At 57.5% G+C, this 22,373-nt stretch carries 10 protein-coding genes; 8 read left to right on the top strand and 2 right to left on the bottom strand.

Annotated elements, in window-relative coordinates:
• Positions 1-126: 126 nt before the first annotated feature.
• Complete coding sequence (gene helD / locus AC3G2T_RS11415; protein WP_488435511.1) at positions 127-2,544, bottom strand: RNA polymerase recycling motor HelD; 2,418 nt, start codon at positions 2,542-2,544, stop codon at positions 127-129.
• Between the two features lie 375 nt (positions 2,545-2,919).
• Here helD and addB point away from each other — a divergent pair, with 375 nt between their 5' ends.
• From addB to AC3G2T_RS11380, 7 genes are all read left to right on the top strand, one after another.
• Entirely contained in the window at positions 2,920-6,483 is a 3,564-nt protein-coding gene (gene addB / locus AC3G2T_RS11410) for a helicase-exonuclease AddAB subunit AddB (protein ID WP_488435510.1), read from the top strand.
• Positions 6,480-10,436: a helicase-exonuclease AddAB subunit AddA gene (gene addA, locus AC3G2T_RS11405; protein ID WP_488435509.1), complete on the top strand. Its 3,957-nt coding sequence runs from the start codon at positions 6,480-6,482 to the stop codon at positions 10,434-10,436. Before addB ends, addA begins: the two co-directional genes overlap by 4 nt.
• A gap of 16 nt (positions 10,437-10,452) precedes the next feature.
• Positions 10,453-11,628: an exonuclease SbcCD subunit D gene (locus AC3G2T_RS11400; RefSeq protein ID WP_488435562.1), complete on the top strand. Its 1,176-nt coding sequence runs from the start codon at positions 10,453-10,455 to the stop codon at positions 11,626-11,628.
• Positions 11,629-11,651: 23 nt separating this feature from the next.
• Entirely contained in the window at positions 11,652-15,080 is a 3,429-nt protein-coding gene (locus AC3G2T_RS11395; protein ID WP_488435508.1) for an AAA family ATPase, read from the top strand.
• 223 nt (positions 15,081-15,303) lie between these two features.
• Entirely contained in the window at positions 15,304-17,259 is a 1,956-nt protein-coding gene (locus tag AC3G2T_RS11390) for a stalk domain-containing protein (RefSeq protein ID WP_488435507.1), read from the top strand.
• Positions 17,260-17,300: 41 nt separating this feature from the next.
• Positions 17,301-17,477 (top strand): aspartyl-phosphate phosphatase Spo0E family protein, encoded by a 177-nt coding sequence (locus tag AC3G2T_RS11385; protein WP_474684510.1) that lies wholly within the window; start codon positions 17,301-17,303, stop codon positions 17,475-17,477.
• A gap of 98 nt (positions 17,478-17,575) precedes the next feature.
• Positions 17,576-18,100, top strand: coding sequence for a stalk domain-containing protein (locus tag AC3G2T_RS11380; RefSeq protein ID WP_488435506.1), 525 nt, complete (start codon positions 17,576-17,578; stop codon positions 18,098-18,100).
• A 570-nt stretch (positions 18,101-18,670) separates the two neighbouring features.
• Here AC3G2T_RS11380 and AC3G2T_RS11375 read toward each other — a convergent pair.
• Entirely contained in the window at positions 18,671-20,581 is a 1,911-nt protein-coding gene (locus AC3G2T_RS11375) for an FAD-dependent oxidoreductase (RefSeq protein WP_474684508.1), read from the bottom strand.
• Between the two features lie 289 nt (positions 20,582-20,870).
• Between AC3G2T_RS11375 and AC3G2T_RS11370 the strand changes: the two genes are divergently transcribed.
• Entirely contained in the window at positions 20,871-22,334 is a 1,464-nt protein-coding gene (locus AC3G2T_RS11370) for a methyl-accepting chemotaxis protein (RefSeq protein ID WP_488435505.1), read from the top strand.
• Positions 22,335-22,373: the final 39 nt, after the last annotated feature.

Genomic DNA, 22,373 nt, shown 5'->3' with positions numbered 1-22,373 from the left:
GAGCGAATCGGAGCCGATTCACGAGTAGTGACCGATCATCGCCGGGTTCGGATTGTCCCCGCCGGCTGCCATCGGTTTTGTTTGCGTAGGAGTTGACATAGGTTCCTGCTTTCCGCTCATCGAGCTTTATATGGAGACTTTCTCGTACAAATACGCAGGCAATGCCTGCACGAACGGCGACCAATCGCCCGTCGTGTAAAGATGAAGCCGGTGCATGGCCCGCGTACACGCCGTATAAAGAAGCTTGCGCTCGTTGTTCCGGCCGTAAGCTGCGGACGAAGCATCATAGACCAAGACTGCATCGAACTCGATACCTTTGGCGAGATACACGGGAATGACCATCACTCCTTTTTCAAAGCCTGACGTCCCCTTCGTAATGAGCTGCAGAGCTTCACTTCCATGAATCCGTAACGATTCATAAGCCTCACGGCTTTCGGCCGCGGTCTTCGTAATGACGGCGATGGAATCGAAGCCCTCGGCTCTGAGCGCCGCAATGTCTGCCACAATTTGCGCATCACGCTTCTCCCCGCTGTCAAGTCTCGTGAGAAATGGTTTTGGGCCGCGCCTTTCAAACGGTGCAATTTCTTCCCCGCCTGGAAGCATCGATTTCGTAAATTCAACGATCTCCCTGGTTGAACGATAACTGCGTACCAAGCGGACAAGGCATGTTTCGGCTTCGCCAAAAAGGCGGACAAGCGGCGAATCGGCTGCGTCCAGACTTGTGGCCTGCATGAAGATTGCCTGCCCGAAATCGCCGAGCACCGTCATCCGGGCACGGGGGAACAGCTTTTTTAAATATTCATATTGAAACATCGAGTAATCCTGGCCCTCATCAACGAAAACATACCGGATTTCCGTGTTCGTCCGGACGCCTTCGATCAGTTCTTTTACATACAAATAGGGAGTCGCATCCTCGTAGAATAACTCGTTCCGGAGCAGCGCTTCCTTGGTTTGCCTGCATATTTCAGGCCACAGCGGGGGGATGACGGCCCCATTCGTTTTCTCCCGATAAGCGGTATCGCCCTCAAACAATTGGCCATATATGCCTTTGATAGCTACAAACGAGAGTTTCTTCACGATTTTCCTTAGCGGTTTGAAACTTTCTTTCACGATCCTGCGGCGGAGCAGATCTTCCTCCTTTTGGGCGAAGTCAAAGTCGCCTTCATCTTCGCGGCGCTTGTTGTTCATTTTCTCGCGAACTACAGCGTAATGTTCCGCAACGTCGAATACTTCCTTCTCTTTATGCAGCATTCCGTAGACTTCCGTGTACTGCTCGGTGTCGAGATAATTCAACTCTTCCTCTACCCAAAGCGCGTCCCGTTCCATGCGTTCCAGCGAGGCCAGTTCATTCAGCAGCCATTCTTGCAAGAGAACGATACGATTGAACAACGGCAGTGAACGGTCATAACCGTAAAATTTCGCTCTCATTCGCTCCGCCGTAATCAAATCGCGGTCCCGAAACCGAATAGCGTTGAATTGCATGCCTTCCCGTCCCAGCCACATTCCATAGTTTTGCAGAGCTTGCAGGAAAGCTTCGGAAGCTTTATATTCGATCCCCTGAAGACGGGCCTCGTATCCCGGCGCTCCTTGTGCGGTCAATACGTATTCGATCTGATCAAAGGGATCCTCCGGCCGTAACGAGGAACTCAACCAATAATCGAGATATTCTTGAAAAGTCGTCTGCTGCATATTTTCTTCACCGAGTTCCGGAAGGACAGTGGAGATATAACCGGCAAACATCGGATTCGGTGAGAAAAGAACGATCTGATCGGCCTTGATCGTCTGGCGGTGTTTGTACAGAAGGTACGCCACCCGCTGCAATGCCGCGGAAGTCTTACCGCTGCCGGCAGCCCCCTGTACGATAAGCATCCGGTTTTTGTCATTGCGGATGATGGCGTTTTGCTCCTTCTGGATAGTTGCCACGATACTCTTCATTTGCGAGTCCGCACCTTTGCCGAGCACTTGCTGCAGGATTTCGTCTCCGATCGTTTCGCTTGCGTCAAACATGTTGCGGATTTGCCCGTTTTGAATCTGAAACTGCCGCTTGAGCTCCATCGTTCCTTCGATTCGTCCGGCCGGCGTGACATAAGACGCCGGGCCGGGGGAGAAGTCGTAGTACATGCTCGCGATTGGCGTTCGCCAGTCATAGATCAGAAAGCTCAACCCGTCTTCGTCGACGAAGGAAGATACGCCGATATAAATCTGCTCGCTGAGGCCCAGGCCATCCTCTTGAAAGTCGAGGCGTCCGAAATAAGGAGAAGGGAGCAGACGGCTCATGCTTTTCCATTGCTGTGTCAACAGTTTGTGGCCGCGTTCCCGTTCGGCCAATAACGCGGACTGCTGGTTAATCGTGTAGAAGGTCTCTTCGAAATCTTCGAATGTGCTTGTGTTAATCGTAACTTCTTCCCAAAACCGCTTGCGAAAGTCCGCAGCCTGATTCCGCAGTCCGGCAACCTCCGGCTCCAGTTCGGCGATTCTCGCCTGCAGCTTGTTCCTGACCCGTTCCAGCCGCTCTTGTTCCTGCTGCCAATCCTTCGCTTCCATATCCGAACACACTCCTTTTTCCGTTTTTTTGGGGATGAAAAAGAGCATTGACAAATCAAAGTTCCAGATGTATAATTAAATTGGGAATAAAATTGGATACACTGATTATTTAAATTTGTCAATACCGCTAATGATTATATCATAGCGTTATTTTGCGTTCAATATATTTTTTCGCCCTCCGACAGGGCTGAACACTGACCCGGATTGCGGGACAGTTTTAACAAACCACCGCGGAGTTAAGCTGCCAGAAGATGACCCTTGAATTCATCAAGGGTCATCTTTTTTTACGTCCACCCGCTCCATCATCTGCCACGCCTCTATTTCGGTCAAAGTGTGATAGAATAGAAAAATAGGCTGGAGAAAAGGAGACCTTTCATGACGATAAGATTCGTGATAGGCCGGGCCGGGAGCGGCAAAAGCGAACGCTGTCTGGCCGAGCTGAAGCAGCATCTGGCGGCCGAACCGGAGGGACCGCCGCTGATTCTGCTCGTCCCGGAGCAAGCGACCTTTCAAGCGGAGCATGCGCTTGTGTCCGATCCGCAGATCGGCGGCATGATCCGCGCGCAGGTGCTGAGCTTTCACCGCCTGGCCTGGCGCGTGATGCAGGAGGAAGGCGGCACGGCAAGGCTGCCGATTGACGATACCGGCAAAAAACTGCTTTTGACGAGCATTTTACATACATGCAAGGAACAGCTTCGCCTGTTCGGCCATGCGGCCGGGCAGATGGGATTTGTCGACAGGCTCAACCAACTGTTTACGGAGTTCAAACGGTACTGCGTGACGGCGGGGCAGCTTGACGAACATGAGCGCAATCATATGGCTGGAATCGGAGCAAGCGGCCTTCTCCGCGAGAAGCTGCACGATATCCGGCTGGTGTACCGGGAGTTCGAGTCGTCGCTGGCACGGCAGTATTTGGACGGAGAAGACTATTTGACCCTGCTGGCGGAGCAAATTCCGAATTCCGCTTATTTGCGGTCGGCCTCGATCTGGATCGACGGCTTTCACGGTTTTACGCCGCAGGAGTTCGCCGTGCTTGGCGGGCTTTTTGCAAGCTGCAAAGATGTGACGATCACGCTCTGCCTCGACCGCGCCCTGGCGGCGGAAGACAGGCCTGACGAGCTGGATCTGTTTCATCCGACGGCAAAAACGATGGTGCGCCTGCAGCAAATGATCTGGGAGCTGGGGCTTGGCCCTGCGGAAGTTTTGTGCCTATCGCCGGACAGCTCGCCGCGCTTCAAGGATAGTCCTGCGCTCAGTCATCTGGAACGTATGTTCGATGGTCGTATCGGCGGGCTGGCGCAGCGTTACAAGCCAAGCGGAGGCGAGAAGCTGAGCGATCAGCTCGTCGTGCAGGAAGCCGTTCACCGCCGGGCGGAGGTGGAGGGGGCGGTGCGCGACATGCTGCGGCTCGTGCGCGAGCAGGGGGTGCGCTGGCGTGAAATCGCCATTATGGTGCGCAACATGGAGGGGTATCAGGATTTGCTCAAGTCGGTGCTGTCCGACTATGAAATCCCTCATTTTTTTGACCAAAAGCGCGCCGTGCTGCATCACCCGCTAGTGGAATTTATCCGCTCGGCTATGGAGGTCGTGCAGCATAACTGGCACTATGACGCAGTTTTCCGCCTGATCAAAACGGATCTGCTGCTCCCCGCCGATGCTGCATCCGACCGTCCTCTCATGGACAAGCTGGAAAACTACGTGCTGGCCTTCGGCATTCAAGGCTACCGCTGGACGGACGGCAAGCCGTGGACGTTCAAGCTGCGCGCCAATTTGGAGCAGGCAGAAGACGCGATTCAGTCAGACGCTGTTGAGTTGGAGCGGTTGAACGCGGCCAGGGAAATCGTCGTCAAGCCGCTGCTTGCTTTCGCCAAGCGTTTGCATCAGGCGAAGACGGTCAAAGCGCAGGTTGAGGCGCTCTATATGCTGCTGGAAAGCGTCGACGCGCCCCAAAAGCTCGAGGCATGGGGGGAGGCCTCCCTTCATGGGGGCAAGCCGGAAAAAGCGCGCGAGCACGGACAAATGTGGAACAGCGTCATGGACATGCTCGACCAATTGGTCGAGACGATGGGGGACGATGCGGTGTCCGCGGAGCTTTTTGCCGAGCTGTTGGAGACAGGGATGGAAAGCATGAAGCTCGGCCTCGTGCCGCCGTCCATGGATCAGCTGCTGGTCGGCAGCATGGACCGGACGCGCTCAAGCGGCATCCGCTACGCTTACATACTGGGTGTGAACGACGGCGTCATTCCGGCGCAGATGGACGAAAAAGGCCTGCTGACCGAAGCGGAGCGCGAGGCGCTGACGGAATCGGGCCTGCCGATGGCCGACGGCAGCAGGCGCAAGCTGCTGGATGAGCAGTTTATTATTTACACGTCGCTGACCGTGCCCGGCAAAAGATTATGGCTCAGCTATCCGCTGGCCGACGAGGAAGGGAAATCGCTGCTGCCCTCGGAGCTGATCAAGCAATTGCGCCAGCTGTTCCCGGGGACCGAGCAGCCGCTTCTGCTCGCCGAACCGGCGGCGGAAGCGCCGGAAAGCGAGCAGGCTGCCTACATCGCCCATCCAAGCCAGGCGATTTCCTATTTGGCCGTCCGCATGAAGCATTGGATGCTCGGCGGCCGCATGGCCGATCTCTGGTGGCAGACTTACAATTGGTATGCCGACCGGCCGGACTGGCGGATGAAGCTGCAAGCGATCGTCGGCGCGCTGCAATATACGAACAAAGAGGCGGACTTAAGCGCGCGAACGAGCCAGCGCCTGTACGGCCAACATTTGCGCGCAAGCGTCTCGCGGATGGAGCGGTATGTCGCGTGCCCGTTCTCCCATTTCTTGTCTCACGGCTTACGGCTGCAGGAAAGGCGGGTATACAGGCTGGATGCACCGGACATCGGCCAATTGTTCCACGCTGCCCTGAATCAGTTCGTCCGTAATCTTCAGCAGGACCAATTGTCCTGGGGCGAGCTTTCGGCGGAGGCATGCATGGAGCGCTCCGCGCAGGTCGTCGACGAGCTGGCGCCGAGGCTACAGGGGGAAATACTGCTGAGCTCCAGCCGTTACGCCTACATTGCGCGTAAGCTGAAGCAGGTGGTCGGACGGGCTGCGGTCGTGCTCGGCGAACATGCCAAACGCGGTCAATTCCAGCCACTCGGCCTGGAAATCGACTTCGGACCGGGCAAAGAGCTGCCGGCGCTGACCTTTCAGCTCGACAACGGCTGCACGATGGAAATTATCGGACGCATCGACCGCGTCGACAAAGCCGACGGCGAACAGGGCGTGCTGCTGCGCGTTATCGACTACAAATCAAGCCAGACTTCGCTGCAGCTCTCCGAGGTGTACTACGGTCTTTCTCTGCAAATGCTCACCTATCTGGATGTCATCCTGACGCACGCCGAGCAGTGGCTGGGCATTCCGGCGAAGCCGGCGGGCGTGCTGTACTTTCATGTACATAACCCGATGCTGCAGCAAAAAAATGCGCTTGCACCGAGCGAAGTCGAACAGGAGCTGCGCAAGCGGTTTAAAATGAAAGGCCTGATCACCGCCGACGCCGCCGTCGCGGGTCTGATGGACGATCAGCTCGTCCAGGCGGCAGGCCACTCCCAGCTCATTCCGGTGGCGATCAAAAAGGACGGCACCTTCTATTCCAGCTCTTCGGTAGCGACGGATGCCCAGTGGGACACGCTGCGCAGCTATGTGCGCAAGCAGGTGAAGCGAATCGGCACCGGCATTACCGACGGGCATGTCGATATCGCGCCTTACCGGCTGGGCAAAAAAACGGCTTGCCAGCATTGCTCGTACCGTTCCGTCTGCCAGTTCGACCCGCTGTTTGAAGGCAATGAAATGCAAATATGGAGACAGCGCGGAAAAGATCAGCTTTGGTCCGAATTGGAGCAGGGTGCCCGTACGGCCGCGTCCGGGGCCGCGGAAAGGAGCGCAGCAAATTGAACCGACACCAACAACCAAAGCCGGCGGGCAGCACCTGGACGGACGACCAATGGGATGCGATTACGCTCGGCGGCCGGCATATGCTCGTCGCTGCTGCGGCCGGCTCCGGCAAAACGGCGGTGCTCGTCGAGCGGATCATTCGCCGGATCTCCAGCGAATGGGAGCCGATCGATGTCGACCGCCTGCTCGTCGCGACGTTCACCAAAGCGGCGGCAGCGGAAATGAAGCACCGCATCCGCGACGCGCTGGAGAAAGAGCTGACGAAGCAGCCGAACTCGCAGCATTTGCGCAAGCAGCTCGCCCTGATGGGGCGCGCGTCCATTACGACGCTGCATTCTTTTTGTCTGGAAGTGGTGCAGCGCTACTTCAGTCTGATTCGTTTGGACCCGGGGTTTCGGATCGCCAACGAGACGGAAGCGGAATTGCTAAGACAGGATCTGCTCGGCGAGATGCTGGAACAGTATTACGCCGCGAGCGGAGAGGCCAGCGCCTTCTGGCGGCTGGTCGATTCGTTCAGCGGCGAGCGCAGCGACGACGCGATCATGCAGCTTGTGCAGAAGCTGTATGACGTGTCGCGCAGCCACCCGTGGCCGGAATACTGGCTGCGGGCGACGGCCTCGATGTTCGGGCCGCCTGCTTCCGCAGCCGGCGGGGCGGCGGATGCGGAAGCGCCCGGGATGGAGGCGCTGCGCGAGGCGGCGGCCGCCCTAGCGCCGGCGGATATGGCGGTCTGGGAGCGGGCTTTGGTCCGCGACCTGTCGCTGGAGCTGGAAGGCGCAGCGGATTTGCTGCGCCAGGCGCAGGAACTGGCCGAGCTGCCCGGCGGTCCGGCGCCTTATTTGGACAATTTGCGGGAGGACCTTCTGCTTGTGCACAATTTGCTGGAAACGACGTCCTATCCGTGGTCCGTTCTGTACCAGGGCTTCCAAACGGTTGAATTCGGGAAGCTGAAGGCGTGCAAGGGGGACGATTACGACAAAGAGCTGCAGGAAGAAGTGAAAGAGCTTCGCAACCGGGCCAAAGAGCAGATCGGCAAAATCAAAGAGGAGCTGTTCGGCCGCACGCCCGAACAGTTTGCGCAGGAAATCGCCGAGCTGGCCCCTGTGCTGCATACGCTGGTCGATCTTGTGCAGGACTTTGGGCAGCGCTACCGGCAGGCGAAAGCGGAAAAAGGCTTGATCGATTTTGCCGACCTGGAGCATTACTGCCTGCAAATTTTAATTGCGCCGGGCTCACCGCCGGGCGAACTGATTCCGTCCGAAGCGGCGCTGGCCTACCGCAAACAATTTGCGGAGGTGCTGCTCGACGAGTATCAGGATACGAACCGGGTGCAGGAGGCGATCGTGACGCTGATCTCGAACTCCGCGCCGGGAAACCGCTTTATGGTCGGCGATGTGAAGCAAAGCATATATAAATTTCGATTGGCCGAGCCGGAGCTGTTTCTTGAGAAATACAAAGCTTACCGCTCCAAGCGCGAGCAGGCGGAACAGGCCGGAGGAACGGCGGAAGGCGGACGCATCGATCTGGCGCGCAATTTTCGCAGCCGGGTGGAAGTTGTCGACGCCGTCAATTTTTTGTTCAAGCAGGTGATGAACGAAAAAGTCGGGGAGATCGAATACGACACGAGAGCGGAGCTCGTATACGGCGCGGGTTATCCGCCCCCGGCCTCGGACTGCTCGGTCGAGCTGCTGGTCGTCGACCGCTCCTCGGACAGCCGGGCTGCGGGCGAGGCCGATGACAGCGGGGAGTCGGACGATGCGGACGGCATGGAGCCGGAAAACGGCGGCGATGGCAGCGCCGCTTTCGCCGATCCCGTGCTGGAGGCGCAGGAGATGGAAACGGCGCAGCTGGAAGCGCGGGCTATTGCCGCACGTATTCGCGAGATCCTGGGCGACGGCGGGAAGAGCGAGCCGTTTCGCGTATTCGACAAGCGCACAGGCGGCACACGTCCGGCGACGTACAGGGATATCGTCATTTTGCTGCGGGCGACCCAGCAATGGTCGCCGATTCTGATCGACGAACTCAAGCAGCAGGGCATTCCCGCTTATGCGGAGCTGAGCACCGGCTACTTTTCGGCTACCGAGGTCGAGGTGATGATTTCACTGCTGAAAATCATCGACAACCCTTACCAGGACGTGCCGCTGGCGGCGGTGCTGCGCTCTCCGGTCGGGCAATTGACCGCCGACGAGCTGGCACAGGTCCGCATCACGGACAAATCGCTGCCGTTTTATGAAGCGCTGCTCCAGTTTGCTGGCGAAAGCGGACATGCGCCGGAACAGAGCCCGCCGGATGCGGAGCTGCTCGGCCGGCTGAACCTGTTTACGGAGCGGCTTGAGCAGTGGCGAAACGATGCCCGCCAAGGCTCGCTCGCCGACTTGATCTGGAACATTTACCGCCAGACCGGATATTACGATTTTGCGGGCGGCCTGCCCGGCGGCTTGCAGCGCCAGGCGAACCTCCGCGCGCTGTACGACCGGGCAAGGCAATACGAAAGTACGTCCCTGCGCGGGTTGTTCCGCTTCCTCCGGTTCATCGAACGGATGAAGGACAGTGGAGGCGATCTCGGCACGGCGCGCGCGCTCGGCGAGCAGGAAGACGTCGTCCGGATCATGTCGATTCATAAAAGCAAAGGGCTGGAATTCCCGGTCGTTTTCGTTGCTGGAATGGCCAAAATGTTCAACCAGCGCGATTTGAACGACGCCTTCCTGCTTCACAAGGAGCTTGGCTTCGGGCCGCGCTTTGTCGATACGGCGCTTCGCGTCAGCTATCCGACGCTGCCGCAGCTGGCGATCAAAAGGCGCATGAAGCTGGAACTTTTGGCTGAGGAAATGCGCGTGCTGTACGTAGCGCTTACGCGGGCCAGAGAAAAGCTGTATTTGCTCGGCACGGTGAAGTCGCTGGAGAAACAGCTGCGCAGCTGGGGGAGGCATTTGTCCAGGACGCAGTGGTATTTGCCCGATTTTGAATTAGCCAAAGCCAAAAGCTATCTCGACTGGGTCGGACCAGCCGTGCTGCGCCATCCGGACGCGGCTCCGTGGCGGGAGTTGATCGGGGTGGACGACAGCTCGCCGGAGGTGCGGCTGCTGCAAGATCCGTCCGTGTGGAAAGTGACCGTCCTGACGCCGGAAACGCTGCAAGCCGTCCTGACGGACGAACAGGCCTCGCTGCTCCCGGATGCGGAGCGGTGGGCAGAAGTCCGCGGCATGGAACCTGTTCCCGCTTCCGGCAAATGGGCGGATTGGCTGGGGGCAAGGCTTTCATGGTCATACGCGCATGCGGAGGCGCCGAAGCTTTACGCCAAGACGACGGTATCCGAGATGAAGCGGTTGTCCGATACGGGCCGCCTGGAAGGCGAAGGCGAGCTGCCGGCCGCTCCGGCGCAGCCGCAGGCTGCGATTTGGCGCAGACCGCGTTTTATGGAAGAGAAGAAGCTGACCGCTGCGGAAAAAGGGACTGTTGTGCATGCGGTTATGCAAAACATTTCGCTGGCCGAAATGCCGACCGAGGCGAGCATTCGCCAGACGCTTGAAGAGATGCTGCGCAAGCAAACGCTGACCGTGCAGCAAACCGGTGTTGTGGATATTCCGGTTATTTTGAAGTTTTTCCACAGCGATATCGGCCGCCGCATGGTGAAGGCTGCGCATGTCCTGCGCGAGGTGCCGTTCAGCTTCGGCCTGCCCGCAGGCGATGTTTATGGAGAGACGGAGCATTCCACATCCGGGGAAACTGTGCTCATACAAGGGGTCATCGACTGCTTGTTCGAGGATGAAGAGGGGTTGGTACTGGTCGATTTCAAAACGGATGCGGTAAAAGGCAGCTCCCCGGACGAGCTTCGCACGCGTTATGAGACGCAGATCAGCCTGTATACCCGCGCAGTTGAACATATTTGGAAACGTCCGGTGGCCGGCAAATATTTATATTTTTTTGACGGTTCGCTACTGCTGGACATGTAAAGAAAGGAGCTGAATGATGCGTATTTTGCATACCGGAGATTGGCATTTCGGCAGGACGCTGGAAGGCCGCAGCCGCATGGAGGAGCAGGAAGCTTTTATGGACGAGCTGGTGCGGATCGTGCGCGATCAGCAGATCGATCTGGTGCTGGTGGCCGGCGATATATACGATTCCGTCAATCCGCCGGCCGCAGCGGAGCAGCTGTTTTATGAAGGAATCGCCAGGCTTGCTGACGGAGGAGCGCGGCATGTGGCGGTCATTGCCGGCAATCACGACCACCCGGACCGTCTGGCGGCTTCCGCTCCGCTTGCGGCCAAGCAGTCCATAACGCTGGTCGGTCTGCCCGTGCCGGACATTCAAACAGTCGGCATTGCCCGCACCGGCGAGCTGGCCAAGCTGGTCATGCTCCCTTACCCTTCCGAATCCAGGCTTAAAGAGATGCTATCGTTTGAGGCGGAGGAGGAAGCGCTGCGCAGCAAATATTCGGAACGGGTCGGCGCTTTAATCCGCCGGCAAGCGGCGTCGTTTGCGCCGGATACGGTCAATTTGATCATGAGCCACGTGTACGTGCTGGGCGGACAGGAGACGGAATCGGAGCGTCCGATCCAGGTCGGCGGCGCATATACCGTCGATACGGCCGCATTGACGGCGGGCGCGCAGTACGTCGCGTTAGGCCATCTTCACCGCCCGCAAAATGTGAAGGCCGCATCGCCGATCCGCTACTGCGGCTCGCCGATGGCGTACAGCTTCTCGGAAGCGGGTCAAGCCAAATCGGTCACTGTGCTGGACCTGGCTCCGGGACAGGCGGCCGAGCCGCAGGAAATTTATTTGATCTCCGGGCGGCCGCTCGTCGGCTGGAAAGCGAAGCAGGGCATCCGGCAGGTGTATGAGTGGTTGGACGAAGGCCGGGATGCCGGGGCCTGGATCGACCTGGAAATTACGATGACGGAAGCGATGTCCATGGAGCAAATTCAGTCGCTGCGCAAAGCGTGCGACGGTTTCATCCACATTCGCCCGATCTATCCGGAAATCGAAACCGCCAGAGCGTCTGTTCCGCAGGACGCCCTTTCGATGGAAGAACAGTTTGCCCGGTTCTATGCCCGGCAAACCGGCGGCGCGCAGCCGGAGCCTGAGCTGGTCAGGCTGTTTTTGGAGCTGCTGCAGGAAACCGATTCGGCGGAAGAATCCGCTTAAGCGCGCATAGGAGGAAATGATTTATGCGACCGATACAATTGCAAATGTCCGGGCTGCAAAGCTACAGGGAGCTGCAAACGATCGATTTCAGCCGGCTGTGCGACGCCGGTGTGTTCGGCATATTCGGCCCGACAGGCAGCGGCAAATCGTCGATTCTCGACGCGATTACACTGTCGCTGTACGGAAAAGTCGAACGGGCGAGCGGAGGCACGCAAGCGATCATGAATCATGCGGAGCAGACGCTTTTCGTCTCGTTCACGTTTGAGCTGACGAACGCTGCGGGGACGCAGCGCTACAAAGTGGAGCGGCAATTCAAGCGCGGCTCGGAGCTGTCGATCAACGGGACGGTCAGCCGGCTGCTGCAAATGAATGGCGATGAAACGATCGTTCTGGCGGATAAAGCCGGTGAAGTCAATCAGCGGGTGCAGGCCATTTTGGGGCTGTCGATGCAGGATTTCACGAGAGCAGTCGTGCTCCCGCAGGGCAAGTTCGCGGAGTTTTTGACGCTCACGGGCAAGGACCGCAGGCAGATGCTGCAGCGGCTGTTTCATTTGGAGCAGTACGGCGATCAGTTGAGCGGAAAAGTGAGTTCCAGACTGAAGGAAACGGACGTCTCGGTCAAACAGCTTGCGGCCGAGCAGCAGGGGCTTGGCGAGGCGTCGGAGCAGGCGCTGGCGGAAGCCGAGTCCCGGCTGCGGGAGGCGGAGCAGGAGGCCGAGCGGGGCAAATTGCTTTTGCAGCGGCAGGAAGCCATATACGAAGAGTGCAAGCAGTTGTTTCAGTGGCAGGAGGAACAAAAAAAGCTGGAGCAAGAAGCCGCCCGGCTGCAGCAGGACGAGGCCCGCATAGCGGAAAAAGAGACACTGCTCCGGCAGGCTGAGCAGGCCGAACGCGTTCGCCCTTTTTTGGAGCAGCATGGCGCTGCTTCCGGGGAAGTTCAAGCAACGGCTGCTCAGCTTCAGCAGGCGCAATCCGCGCAATTAGCCGCGGACGGGACGTTCCGGCTGGCCGAAGAGGCGTTCGAACAGGCGCAGCAGGAGCTTGCCGCAAGCGAAGGTCCTTTGCTGCTGCGTTTGGATCAGCTTCAGCAAGCGCTCGTTTTGCAGCAGGAGCTTGAGCAGCTGCAGGCGCAGCAGCGGGAAGCGGCCGCAGGCGAGGCTGCGGCTTTGGAGCAGTACCGCGGCATTCAGACGGAACTGCACAAAAATGCCGAAACGAAAGAGCGGGCGCTCCAGAAACAGGCGGAGCTCAAAGAGCAGCTGAAGCGCACGGAGACGAGCGTATCGGTCAGGCAGCAGCTGCAAACCGCCGCCCACGAAAAGAAATCGATCGAAATGCTGGAGGCGCAAAAGCTCGGGCAGGAGAAGGAGCGGGAGCTAAAAGCCGCTGCTTTGAAATCGTTGGAGCAAAGCAGCCTGGATTTGTCGGCGAAGCGCCGGACGGCAGCGGATAGACTGCTCGATTTGTTGGAATCGGCAGCCGCAACCATTAGCTGCGTTCAGCAGGATGAGGAGCGGCTGAGCAGCCTCGCGCCTCTGCTGTCCGCTGAAGCGGAGCGGTGCAGGCTGGCATGGCTGCGCCGGGAGCGTCAGGCGTTGGCGGCCCAATTGGCCGGCCAGCTTGCGGACGGAGAAGCGTGTCCCGTCTGCGGCTCGACGCATCATCCGGCGCCGCTGGACGCTGCGCATGCGGATGATGCCGGAAGCGGTGAGGAAGCATTCAACAGGCTGCAGAACATGCTGCAGCAGACGAAGGAAATGCAGTTCGCGAACAGACAGCGGCTGCAGCGGGTTTCGGCAATACATACGCAAGTGCTTGAATATAGTGAGCGGGTGCTGCCGGATTCCGGGGAAGCGGCGCGGCTGGAGGCCGCTCCCGCGCTGACTGCGGCGGACGAGCGGCCGCAGATGGGCCCGGAAGCTATCGATGGGCTTTGGAGTGCGCTGCACGCTTCGGAAGCGTCTGTTCAGCAGCAAATCGAAGGGCTGGAGCGCGGCTGGGTAAATGTGCAAAAAGAGCTGCAGCAGTTGGAGCTGCAGCAGGCGCAGATGGAAGCGCAGCAGCAGGCGGCCTCGGCTGCACTGAGCGAGGCTGAGAGCAAACTGGCTGCGGCGGTGCATATACTGCAGCAGCACGCAGACGCTTGGCGATCGCGCTTCGCCGAGCTTGCCTGGGAGCACGTCGACCGGCAGCTCGAGGAGCTGCTGGAGAAGGAACGGCTCGCGGACGAGCTGCGCGGCCGCATCGAGAAGAGCATCCCGTTTCTCGACGGGCTGCTCGCGCGCATGAACGAACTCCAGCAGGACGCGCTGGAGTTCGACAAAACCGCCCTGCAGCTGCGCGAGCGGCTGCAGGGGCTGGCGCAGCTCGCCGCCGACAAGGAGCGGCAGCTCGCCCAGCGCGCGCCCGGCGGCGCCGTGCCGCAGCTCATCGCGGAGGCGAGCGCCGCGCTGGAGCGGTTGCGGCTGCGCGCGCAGCAGACCAGGATCGCGCACGCGGACGCGCTCGCCGCGCAGCAGCAGGCGGCGCAGCGCCACAGCGCCGCCGCCGAAGCCGCTGCGGCCGCGGCGCGGCAGCTGGCGCAGGCTGAGCGCGCGCTGGGCGCGGCGCTCGCGGACAGCGGCTTCGCTTCGCGGGAAGCCGCCGCAGTTGCGGCGCTCGCGCCTGAGCAGCGCCGCGAATGGGCTGCGCTCGCCGCCGCGCACCGCGAGCGCGAGCAGGCGCTGCGCGTAGCGCTGGCGCAGCTGGCAGCGAAGCTGCAGGGCCGCGGGCTGAGCGCGGCCGAGTGGGAGCAGGCGCAGGCGGAGCTGAGCGCCGCGAAAGCCGGGGTCGAGGCTGCGCTGACGGCGCTCGCCAAGGCGGCGCAGGGCGCCGAGGAGCTCGCCGCGCGGCATGCGCGGTGGCGCGAGCTCGAAGCGCGCCGCGTGGAGCTGGCCGCGCTGCTGGAGCGGCTTGGCAAGCTGCAAGCCGTGCTGAAGGCGAACGCCTTCGTCGAGTATTTGGCCGAAGAGCAGCTGATGCAGGTCAGCCGCGCGGCTTCGGAGCGGCTGGGGCAGTTGACCCGCAGGCGCTATGCGATCGAGGTCGACTCCGGGGGCGGCTTCGTCATCCGCGACGACGCCAACGGCGGCGTCAAGCGGCCGGTCAGCACTTTGTCCGGCGGAGAAACGTTTTTGACTTCGCTGGCGCTGGCGCTCGCGCTGTCGGCGCAAATCCAGCTCAAGGGGGAATACCCGCTGGAATTTTTCTTCCTCGACGAGGGTTTCGGAACGCTCGACCAGGAGCTGCTCGACATGGTGATCGGAGCGCTCGAGAAGCTGCATATGGACAGCCTGTCCGTCGGGGTCATCAGCCATGTGCCGGAACTGAGAGCCCGGCTGCCGCGGAAGCTGATCGTTCATCCGGCCGAGCCGTCCGGACGCGGCAGCCGCGTCGTAATGGAGGAACTCTAGGCTTAGATGTTCCCAGGTTTTGAAGTGAATCGAAGCCCTCTCCATCTGTGAGGGTCTATATCCGGCAGCCGGACAGCGCAGTGCGCCCCGGCTGCTTTTTGTTGCCTCGCAGTCTGATTGGCTTAGGTGGAATACAAATTGTATCGGCGCAAACATTCATTTTGGTATATAATAGCGACATGGAAATCTTCCATTCTATGGAAGGGAAGGGCGGACATCGACGATGCGAATTCGAAAACGACGAAAGCATTTGCGGTTGAATGCCTTTATCTGCGCGCTGCTCCTCTTCGGCGCTGTCGAAGCTCCCCAACGGGCGCATGCCGATATCGTCTGGGACCATTGGCAAATGGCGGAAGCTCTTGCCTCGCAAGGAAATAAAGCCGATGTGGTTCCGCATTGGAAGTTTTTGGCCGATCACTACGCGGGCAGAGGCGAGTGGGAAAATGCCGCTCTTTTTTGCGGCAAGCTGGACGCTTATTACGATGCGGCCGGAGATTACGAGCAGGCGATTTATTACTACGAATTGGAAAACGATTATTGGGTCAAAGCCGGCAAGGACTGGGGTGCGGTGAAGCTCCAGAGGGCCGAACAGCTGCGAACGACCGTGGAGCTTTACATGAAGGACAACGATCCGCAGGCGCAGCAGCAAGCTGCAGCTCCCCTCAGCGGAAAGCTCGCCAAATTCGAGCCTGCATACGGCGCTTACATCGGCCTGTATTCGGAACAGGATCCGGAGGTCGGGAATTATTTTGCGAAGGCGGAGGACGTGTACGGCAGGAAGCATGCTATTTTTCTTGCCTATGCCCATTGGGGGCAAAGCTTCCCCGGAATGTACGCCCGAAGGGCCAAAGAAGCCGGAGCAGCTTTGCAAATCGCCTGGGAACCGGACGACGGTCTGGACCCGGTTGCAGATGGGGAATATTTGCGGCAGTGGGCCAGGGCGGCGAAGTCGGCGGGCATACCGATTTTTTTGCGTTTTGCCGGCGAAATGAACGGCGCATGGGTGAAGTGGCACGGCGATCCCGTGCTGTATATCGAGAAATTCCGCATGCTGCACGATGTCTTTGCCGAGGAGGCGCCGAATGTTGCGATGGTCTGGAGCCCCGGAGACGTCCCTGCGAACGATATCGATTCTTATTATCCGGGCGACGATTACGTCGATTGGGTGGGCGTCAGTCTATACATCGAGCCTTATGAAAACGGGAACCCGGCGCTGCCGCCGATGACGGCAACCAGCCATGTGGAGCGGTTGACGCGTTTGTACGATACCTACTCGGCACGCAAGCCGCTTATGCTGAGCGAGACGGGCGTCCCGCATTACTCGCATTCGGCGCAGGAAGATTTCACCGAGTGGGCGAAGCTGAATTTGCAGCGGCTTTACGAGATTATGCCGTACAAATATCCAAGGCTCAAAGCGATCACTTATTTTAATGTCGACCAGCAAATGAAAAATGCCGCCAACGATTATCTCCTAAGCGATTCGGCGGACATTCGGAGTTATTACAGCAAGCTGATCGAAAATCCTTATCTTTTGTCGAAAGTAGAGGTTGGCGCGAAACCGGCTGACGGCGCGGGTTACCGGCAAGCCGGCTCCGAACGTACCGCTTTTGCCAAGCAAACGAGAATCGTTCCTTTTATTAAAATACCCGCGGTCTGCATCGGCAAAGTCGAATACGTATTAAACGGCAAAACCGTTGCGGTGCAAACCGGCCTGCCTTTCGAGCTTGAACTGAAAGCAGGGGAAGTGCCGGAGGGGTCCGTTTTGGAACTGAGGGTGTACGATCGGGGAGGAAATTTGGCTGCAGATCGGTCCTTCGCTTTGTCCTCGCGGGTTTCGGTGGACATAGACGGCCGGGAACAGCGGTTTGAGCAGCCTCCTGTCATTTTGAACGGTTCGACCATGGCTCCGCTGCGGGCGGTTTTTGAAGCGATGGGGGCGGTTGTCGATTATGACGCCTCCGCACGCACGGTGAAGGCGCGCAAAGGGAATATGGACTTGCGGCTCACTTTGGGCCAAAAGACGGCGTTTGTGGGCGGACAAGCCTATGAGCTCGATGAACCGGCCCGGTTGGTGAATGGCTATACTCTGGCGCCGGTGAGATTTGTCGGAGAAGTTTTTGGTGGACAAGTTACTTGGGACGGTATCCGAAGAACGGTGACGATAGCAGCAACTCCTTGAAAAAAGCGCTTGTAAAGAAAACATCTAAGGAGGGCTAAGACATGAATACGGCGCCAAACCTGATTGTTTTGGAACAAATAATCGAAGATTTGCGAAGTCGGCTTCATGCTGCTGCTGCGGGCAGCGGTTTTTTAGACTCTGAAGTGTATCAATTGAGCGTCAAACTTGATTTGGCTATCATGCAGTATTACTATATGCAATCGGGGATCTCGAAGTAGCGGGTATTCGATTTTCAGAGTGGATGGAAGGTTTTTCCTTTTGGCGTGTAGAAAACATAAGCAGAACGATTCTATATGCCGAAGGGATGCTGTGAGATATGAAAAAAGTGCTATTGCTGTCGTCGGTTTTGCTTCTCGCTTTTTCGGCCGGCGTATATGCCGCAACCGATATCAAGCTTTATGTGAACGGTAAGCTGGCAAATGCGGACCTCCAAATTGTTGACGGATCGAGCTATCTTCCCCTGCGCGCTGTCGCCGAACTGCTGGGCAAGGACGTAACATGGGACGATAAAACGCGTTCTATTTACGTTTCCGACAAGTCTCTCAGCGCGGTTAACGACGGCGAGTACGCGGCCGACCAGCTAAGCTTCTACGAAGTGAGCGTAAAAAAGTCAGCCGACGAATGGGAAGTCCATGCGGAGCTGCGGAACGACCGAGCGGTGCAGGTGAAAAAAGCCGAGTTTACCGCATCTTTCTTCGACGCCAACGGAAAGCGGGTCGGAGTCGCCCGGGGAAAAGCGGAGAACCTCGCGCCGCGTGAAGTCAAAACAGTCACTTTAACCTCGCTGGATACGCTGTTGGGATACTCGATCGTGAAGTTCCAGATCGATACATCCGAATAAAAGCAAAAACCGTCCCGGAAGCAGATGGATCTGCTTAAGAGACGGTTTTCTTCTTGTTTGTCTGCGAAAATATGCCGGAAAAAGCCGGACATGAGACAGTAGGTTGATGTCCTCGCATCAAACGGACGGCATACTCCTCGATAAAGCATTGCTCTGCACTAGTGCAGTGTCAAGTCTTAAATTGTAGTTGTTCGTTCGATAGTTTGTATGGCTTACTGCTAATCTACCGTTTTGGATCTGGCTGCATACTTAGCTGCACGGAGAAAACCTGCAAAAGTACAGTTTTTGCTCGCCGGATACGCTGGGGACGAAAAATTCCTGCAATTGTGCAGGCTTTTCGCCGCAAACAGGGGCTAAGATTCATTTTCACGGAAAATTCCTGCACAATCGCAGGCTTTTCGCCAAAATGAGCTACTTTCGTGAAAAAGCCTGCACTTTTGCAGGCTTTCCCTGCCCAAGCTGCCCTGTGCCCTCCATCAAAAAAGCCTGCACAATTGCAGGCTTTGGGAAAGGCAGGGCCACCGGGAGGTGACCCGCCGGCCGGTTTTGCGGGCTGACAAGCGCCCGCCCTTATGCGTTCACAAGCGATTGGTTCACTTCTTCTACAATGGACAAAGAGACGGTGCGTGCGCTGGAAAAAGCGCGTTCGGCAAGCTCGCCTTTGCCCGTGCAGCCGTCTCCGCAAAAATAAAACGGCACATTTTCCACGCGTGTCGGCAAAAGACTGTTCGAGGCGATGTTCTTCACGCTGGATACCATCGCTTTTTTGGAAACGCGCTTGACCGCGGTCGCATCGCGCCATCCGGGATAATGCTTGTCGAACAGGGCTTCCATCTGTTTTGTTTTTTGATCCAGATACGCTTTGCGCTCTTCTTCGGTATCGAATTGATCGCTCAGATAGGCGATGCCTTGCAGCAGTTGGCCGCCTTCCGGAACAAGGGTGTGGTCCGTAGCCGAAACGTCGCTGATGAACAGCTTGTTGTCCATATCGCTGATGTAGCTGAACGGTCTGGCGACGACGTGGGTAAGCCCGATATCGTATACCATAACTTCCGTTGCCGTGTTCGCTTCATAAGGTGCGAGGAACGGTTCCCAGGCGGTGCCTTTAAGCAGCTTGACGACTTGCTGGACAGGCATGGCAAAAATCACTTTGTCGAAAGCTTGCTCGCGGTTTTTCGTCTGCAGCACGAACTTTTTGTCGGCGTACCGGATGCTGTCCACGCCCTCCTGAATCGCGATTTCATAGCGGCCGGAGCTTTGCAGCTTTTGCTTAAGCTGATTGGTGATGACGGCCCAGCTTCCGAGCACGTAGTTCACAGGCTTGCTGGATAAAAACAGATTGTGATAATACTCGCTGATCACCGAGCCGGATACTTTGCGTGCATCTTCCGGGGCGATGAAAAAGTTGGAGCAGACGAGATGCTCCCAAAGCTCTTTCACATCTTCGTCGGCATTGGATTCGGCCAAATAATCGCCTAATGTCTCGTAGTTTTTCAGGTTGTGGATGTTGGCGATGATCGCCGCGATCTCGCCGACGAAGCTCACTTTTTGCATCGTGCTGAGCAGGTCGGTTTTGAGAATGTTCACAAAATCCAGCGGAGCGGGGGTCAGCCGGTCATGCTTGGCGTAGACGACTTTGCGCTTGTCAACCTGCTTGGAGCTGAAGGAAAGTCCCAACTCTCTTTCCATAACGGTCAGCTTGTGACGGTCGATGCCGTAGATGGCATGTGCGCCGTAGTTCAGGGTGAACCCTGCTTTTTCATAAGTAAACGCCCGGCCTCCGAGCTGCGGACTGCGCTCAAACAGGACTCCTTCGATATGCGGGTTTTCGGACAAATAAGCGGCCGCGGTCAAACCCGCCAAGCCTCCGCCGATGATGGCTACTTTCATTTTCGTATCCTCCTTAGAGACTGGTTCCAACCGCAGCGGGGCAAAAGGCGCTTCAGTACGAAGGCCCGCCCACAGCAGGGCCAGGTTGTTTTTCATCATGGATAAAAGGTCCGCGTCATCTTGACTGCACCAGTTCAGCATCGTTCCCGTAAAAGCGCAAATGAGCAATTCCGCTTTTCGCGTTTCGGGCAGCCAATGCTGCAAGCTTTCGGATAGTATGCGCAAGTATTGCTGCTCTTCCGTCTTCATTGCCTCGTTTTGCAGCGATAAAGCTTGCAAGCTGCGGATTAGCCTGGGACTGTGGTTAATATTGGACGCCAAGTCTAAAAATAGCCGGTTGATATGTCCTTCAAGCGATTGCACTTTGGACGGCGGCTGTTTGACCCATTCCCGGATCAGTTCGGTCTGCTTGTTGTAAATCGCGGAAATAATGGCGTCCTTGCTTTTGAAGTAATGGTAAAAAGTACCTTTGGAGGTGCCGGTTGCTTCGATAATATCGTCGACCGACACGTGTTCATAGCCTTTTTCCATAAACATGGACAAGGCGACTTCCATCATCGTATCCCGTTTTTTGCGAGTCGTGGCTCTCATGAACTGACTCAACTGATCACTTCCGTTTCAATGACCTATATGCAGTATTATATGCTTAATTAGACTGTTAGTCTACTACGGATAAAAAAATGGGTTCCCGCCTGCATAAATGTGATGTCCGAGCATACTTTCATTTCTAACGTTACATACATGTTAGATTCAACGGAAACCCTCCCCAAAACAGGACTCTATCTCAAATTTCCATGTCAAATATGTCATATAATATTACATATTTCGAGCTTTTTGTTTATAATGAACATAAATCTAACATAAAAAGGGGCGGGTTCTTATGAAAATTCTTTCTTTTCATTCCTCGAAGCAGCAAACGAAAGATCTGTTGGGCCGTTTGGCCGCCGGTGATTTAACGATTTTGCATACCGAGCCTGCTCCGCGGAAGACGGTTTTTACCGATATGGTGCAGCAAACGGCCCAAGGCTTGAAATCGCTTATCCGCATTGTCGACAGATCTTCGCTGCAGCTTCACGGGCAAGTGGAAGAGATCCGCGTTGCCTCCGATTCCATTGCCGGCCAGGTAGACGGCGTGACGCATACGATTCGCGAAATTACGATGGGCATCCAGGATTCGTCGGAGCATATCCAGGACGCGGCGGCCCGAATGACGGATGTCCAGTCCATGCTGGAGCGGATTCGCAGCGAAAATAACGAAGTGGTCTCGTCTTCGGCGCAAATTGCCCAAGAGCTTGTGCTTGGAAAAAGCGAAATTGCCGCGGCGGCGGATCAAATGAGGCGCATGACGGCGGACAGCAAGCAGCTTCACCGGGAAATGGACCGGTTGAGCGCGGCCCTGGCCCAAATTGCCGAAATAACGAAGATGGTCGAGGACATCTCGGGTCAAACCCAGCTTCTGGCGCTTAACGCGAACATCGAAGCGGCCCGGGCGGGCGAGAATGGGCGGGGGTTCGCGGTCGTCGCACAGGAGATATCCAGGCTGGCGGTTCAATCGAAGCAGGCAACGGCCCACATCGGGGAGCATATACAAACCGTATCCGCCTCCGCGCAGGCATTGGCTTCATCCGTGAGCGGGATGGCGGATACGGCCGATTCCGGCGCTGCCGTGATGGAAAGCGGGCTGCAAAGGTACGGCAGCGTGCTGACGTTTTTGGACGGTCTGTGCGGCGGCATTCGATCCGTCGACAGCTCGCTGCTGACCGCGACGAGCAGCACGATTGCGATTTCCGACGCGGTTCATCGCACGTCCGCGATGTTCGAGCAAGTTGCGGCGGGCAGCGAGGAGGTGATGGCTTCCGCCGAAGTTCAACAGCGCAGCATCGCGGCGATGAACGAAAATCTCCGCACGGTGAGGCGCAGCAGCTTGTCGCTCCGCTCGGCCGTGTCGCAATTCAAGCTTCCTCACTCGGACTTGGAGATGCCTTTGAGTCGTTCTATCGATGCGTGGATGGACAAAGCGGTCGGCATCCGGGCGATCATGGTTTCCATGATTGAATCGCAGGACCGGGAGCGGATCCGGGAATGGCACGATGAAAAGCAGGTGTTGGAAGCGGAGCTTCGCGCTTGCTGGGCGCAGCTGGCCGGTCTGGCAGGCGAACCGGGCGAACGGGATATGCTCCGGCAGTTGGAGGAGGCCTGGGACGCTTTTCACCAAATCAAGGAACAAAACGCCGCCTGGATGCTCGAAGGGGAATATGAGAAAGCGCGGCAGGGCCTGATCAACCACGGCAGAGCCAGGTTTAAAACAGCCGTCGACCTTGCCCAGGCTTGGATCGACCGGTAAATTCGCCGAATCGTCTCCGGGAATTGGATTTTTTTGTTT

The organism is Paenibacillus sp. sgz302191 (genome assembly GCF_057749925.1).
Note: the sequence above shows the minus strand (reverse complement) of the source record. Positions and strands in the feature narration are given on the sequence as shown.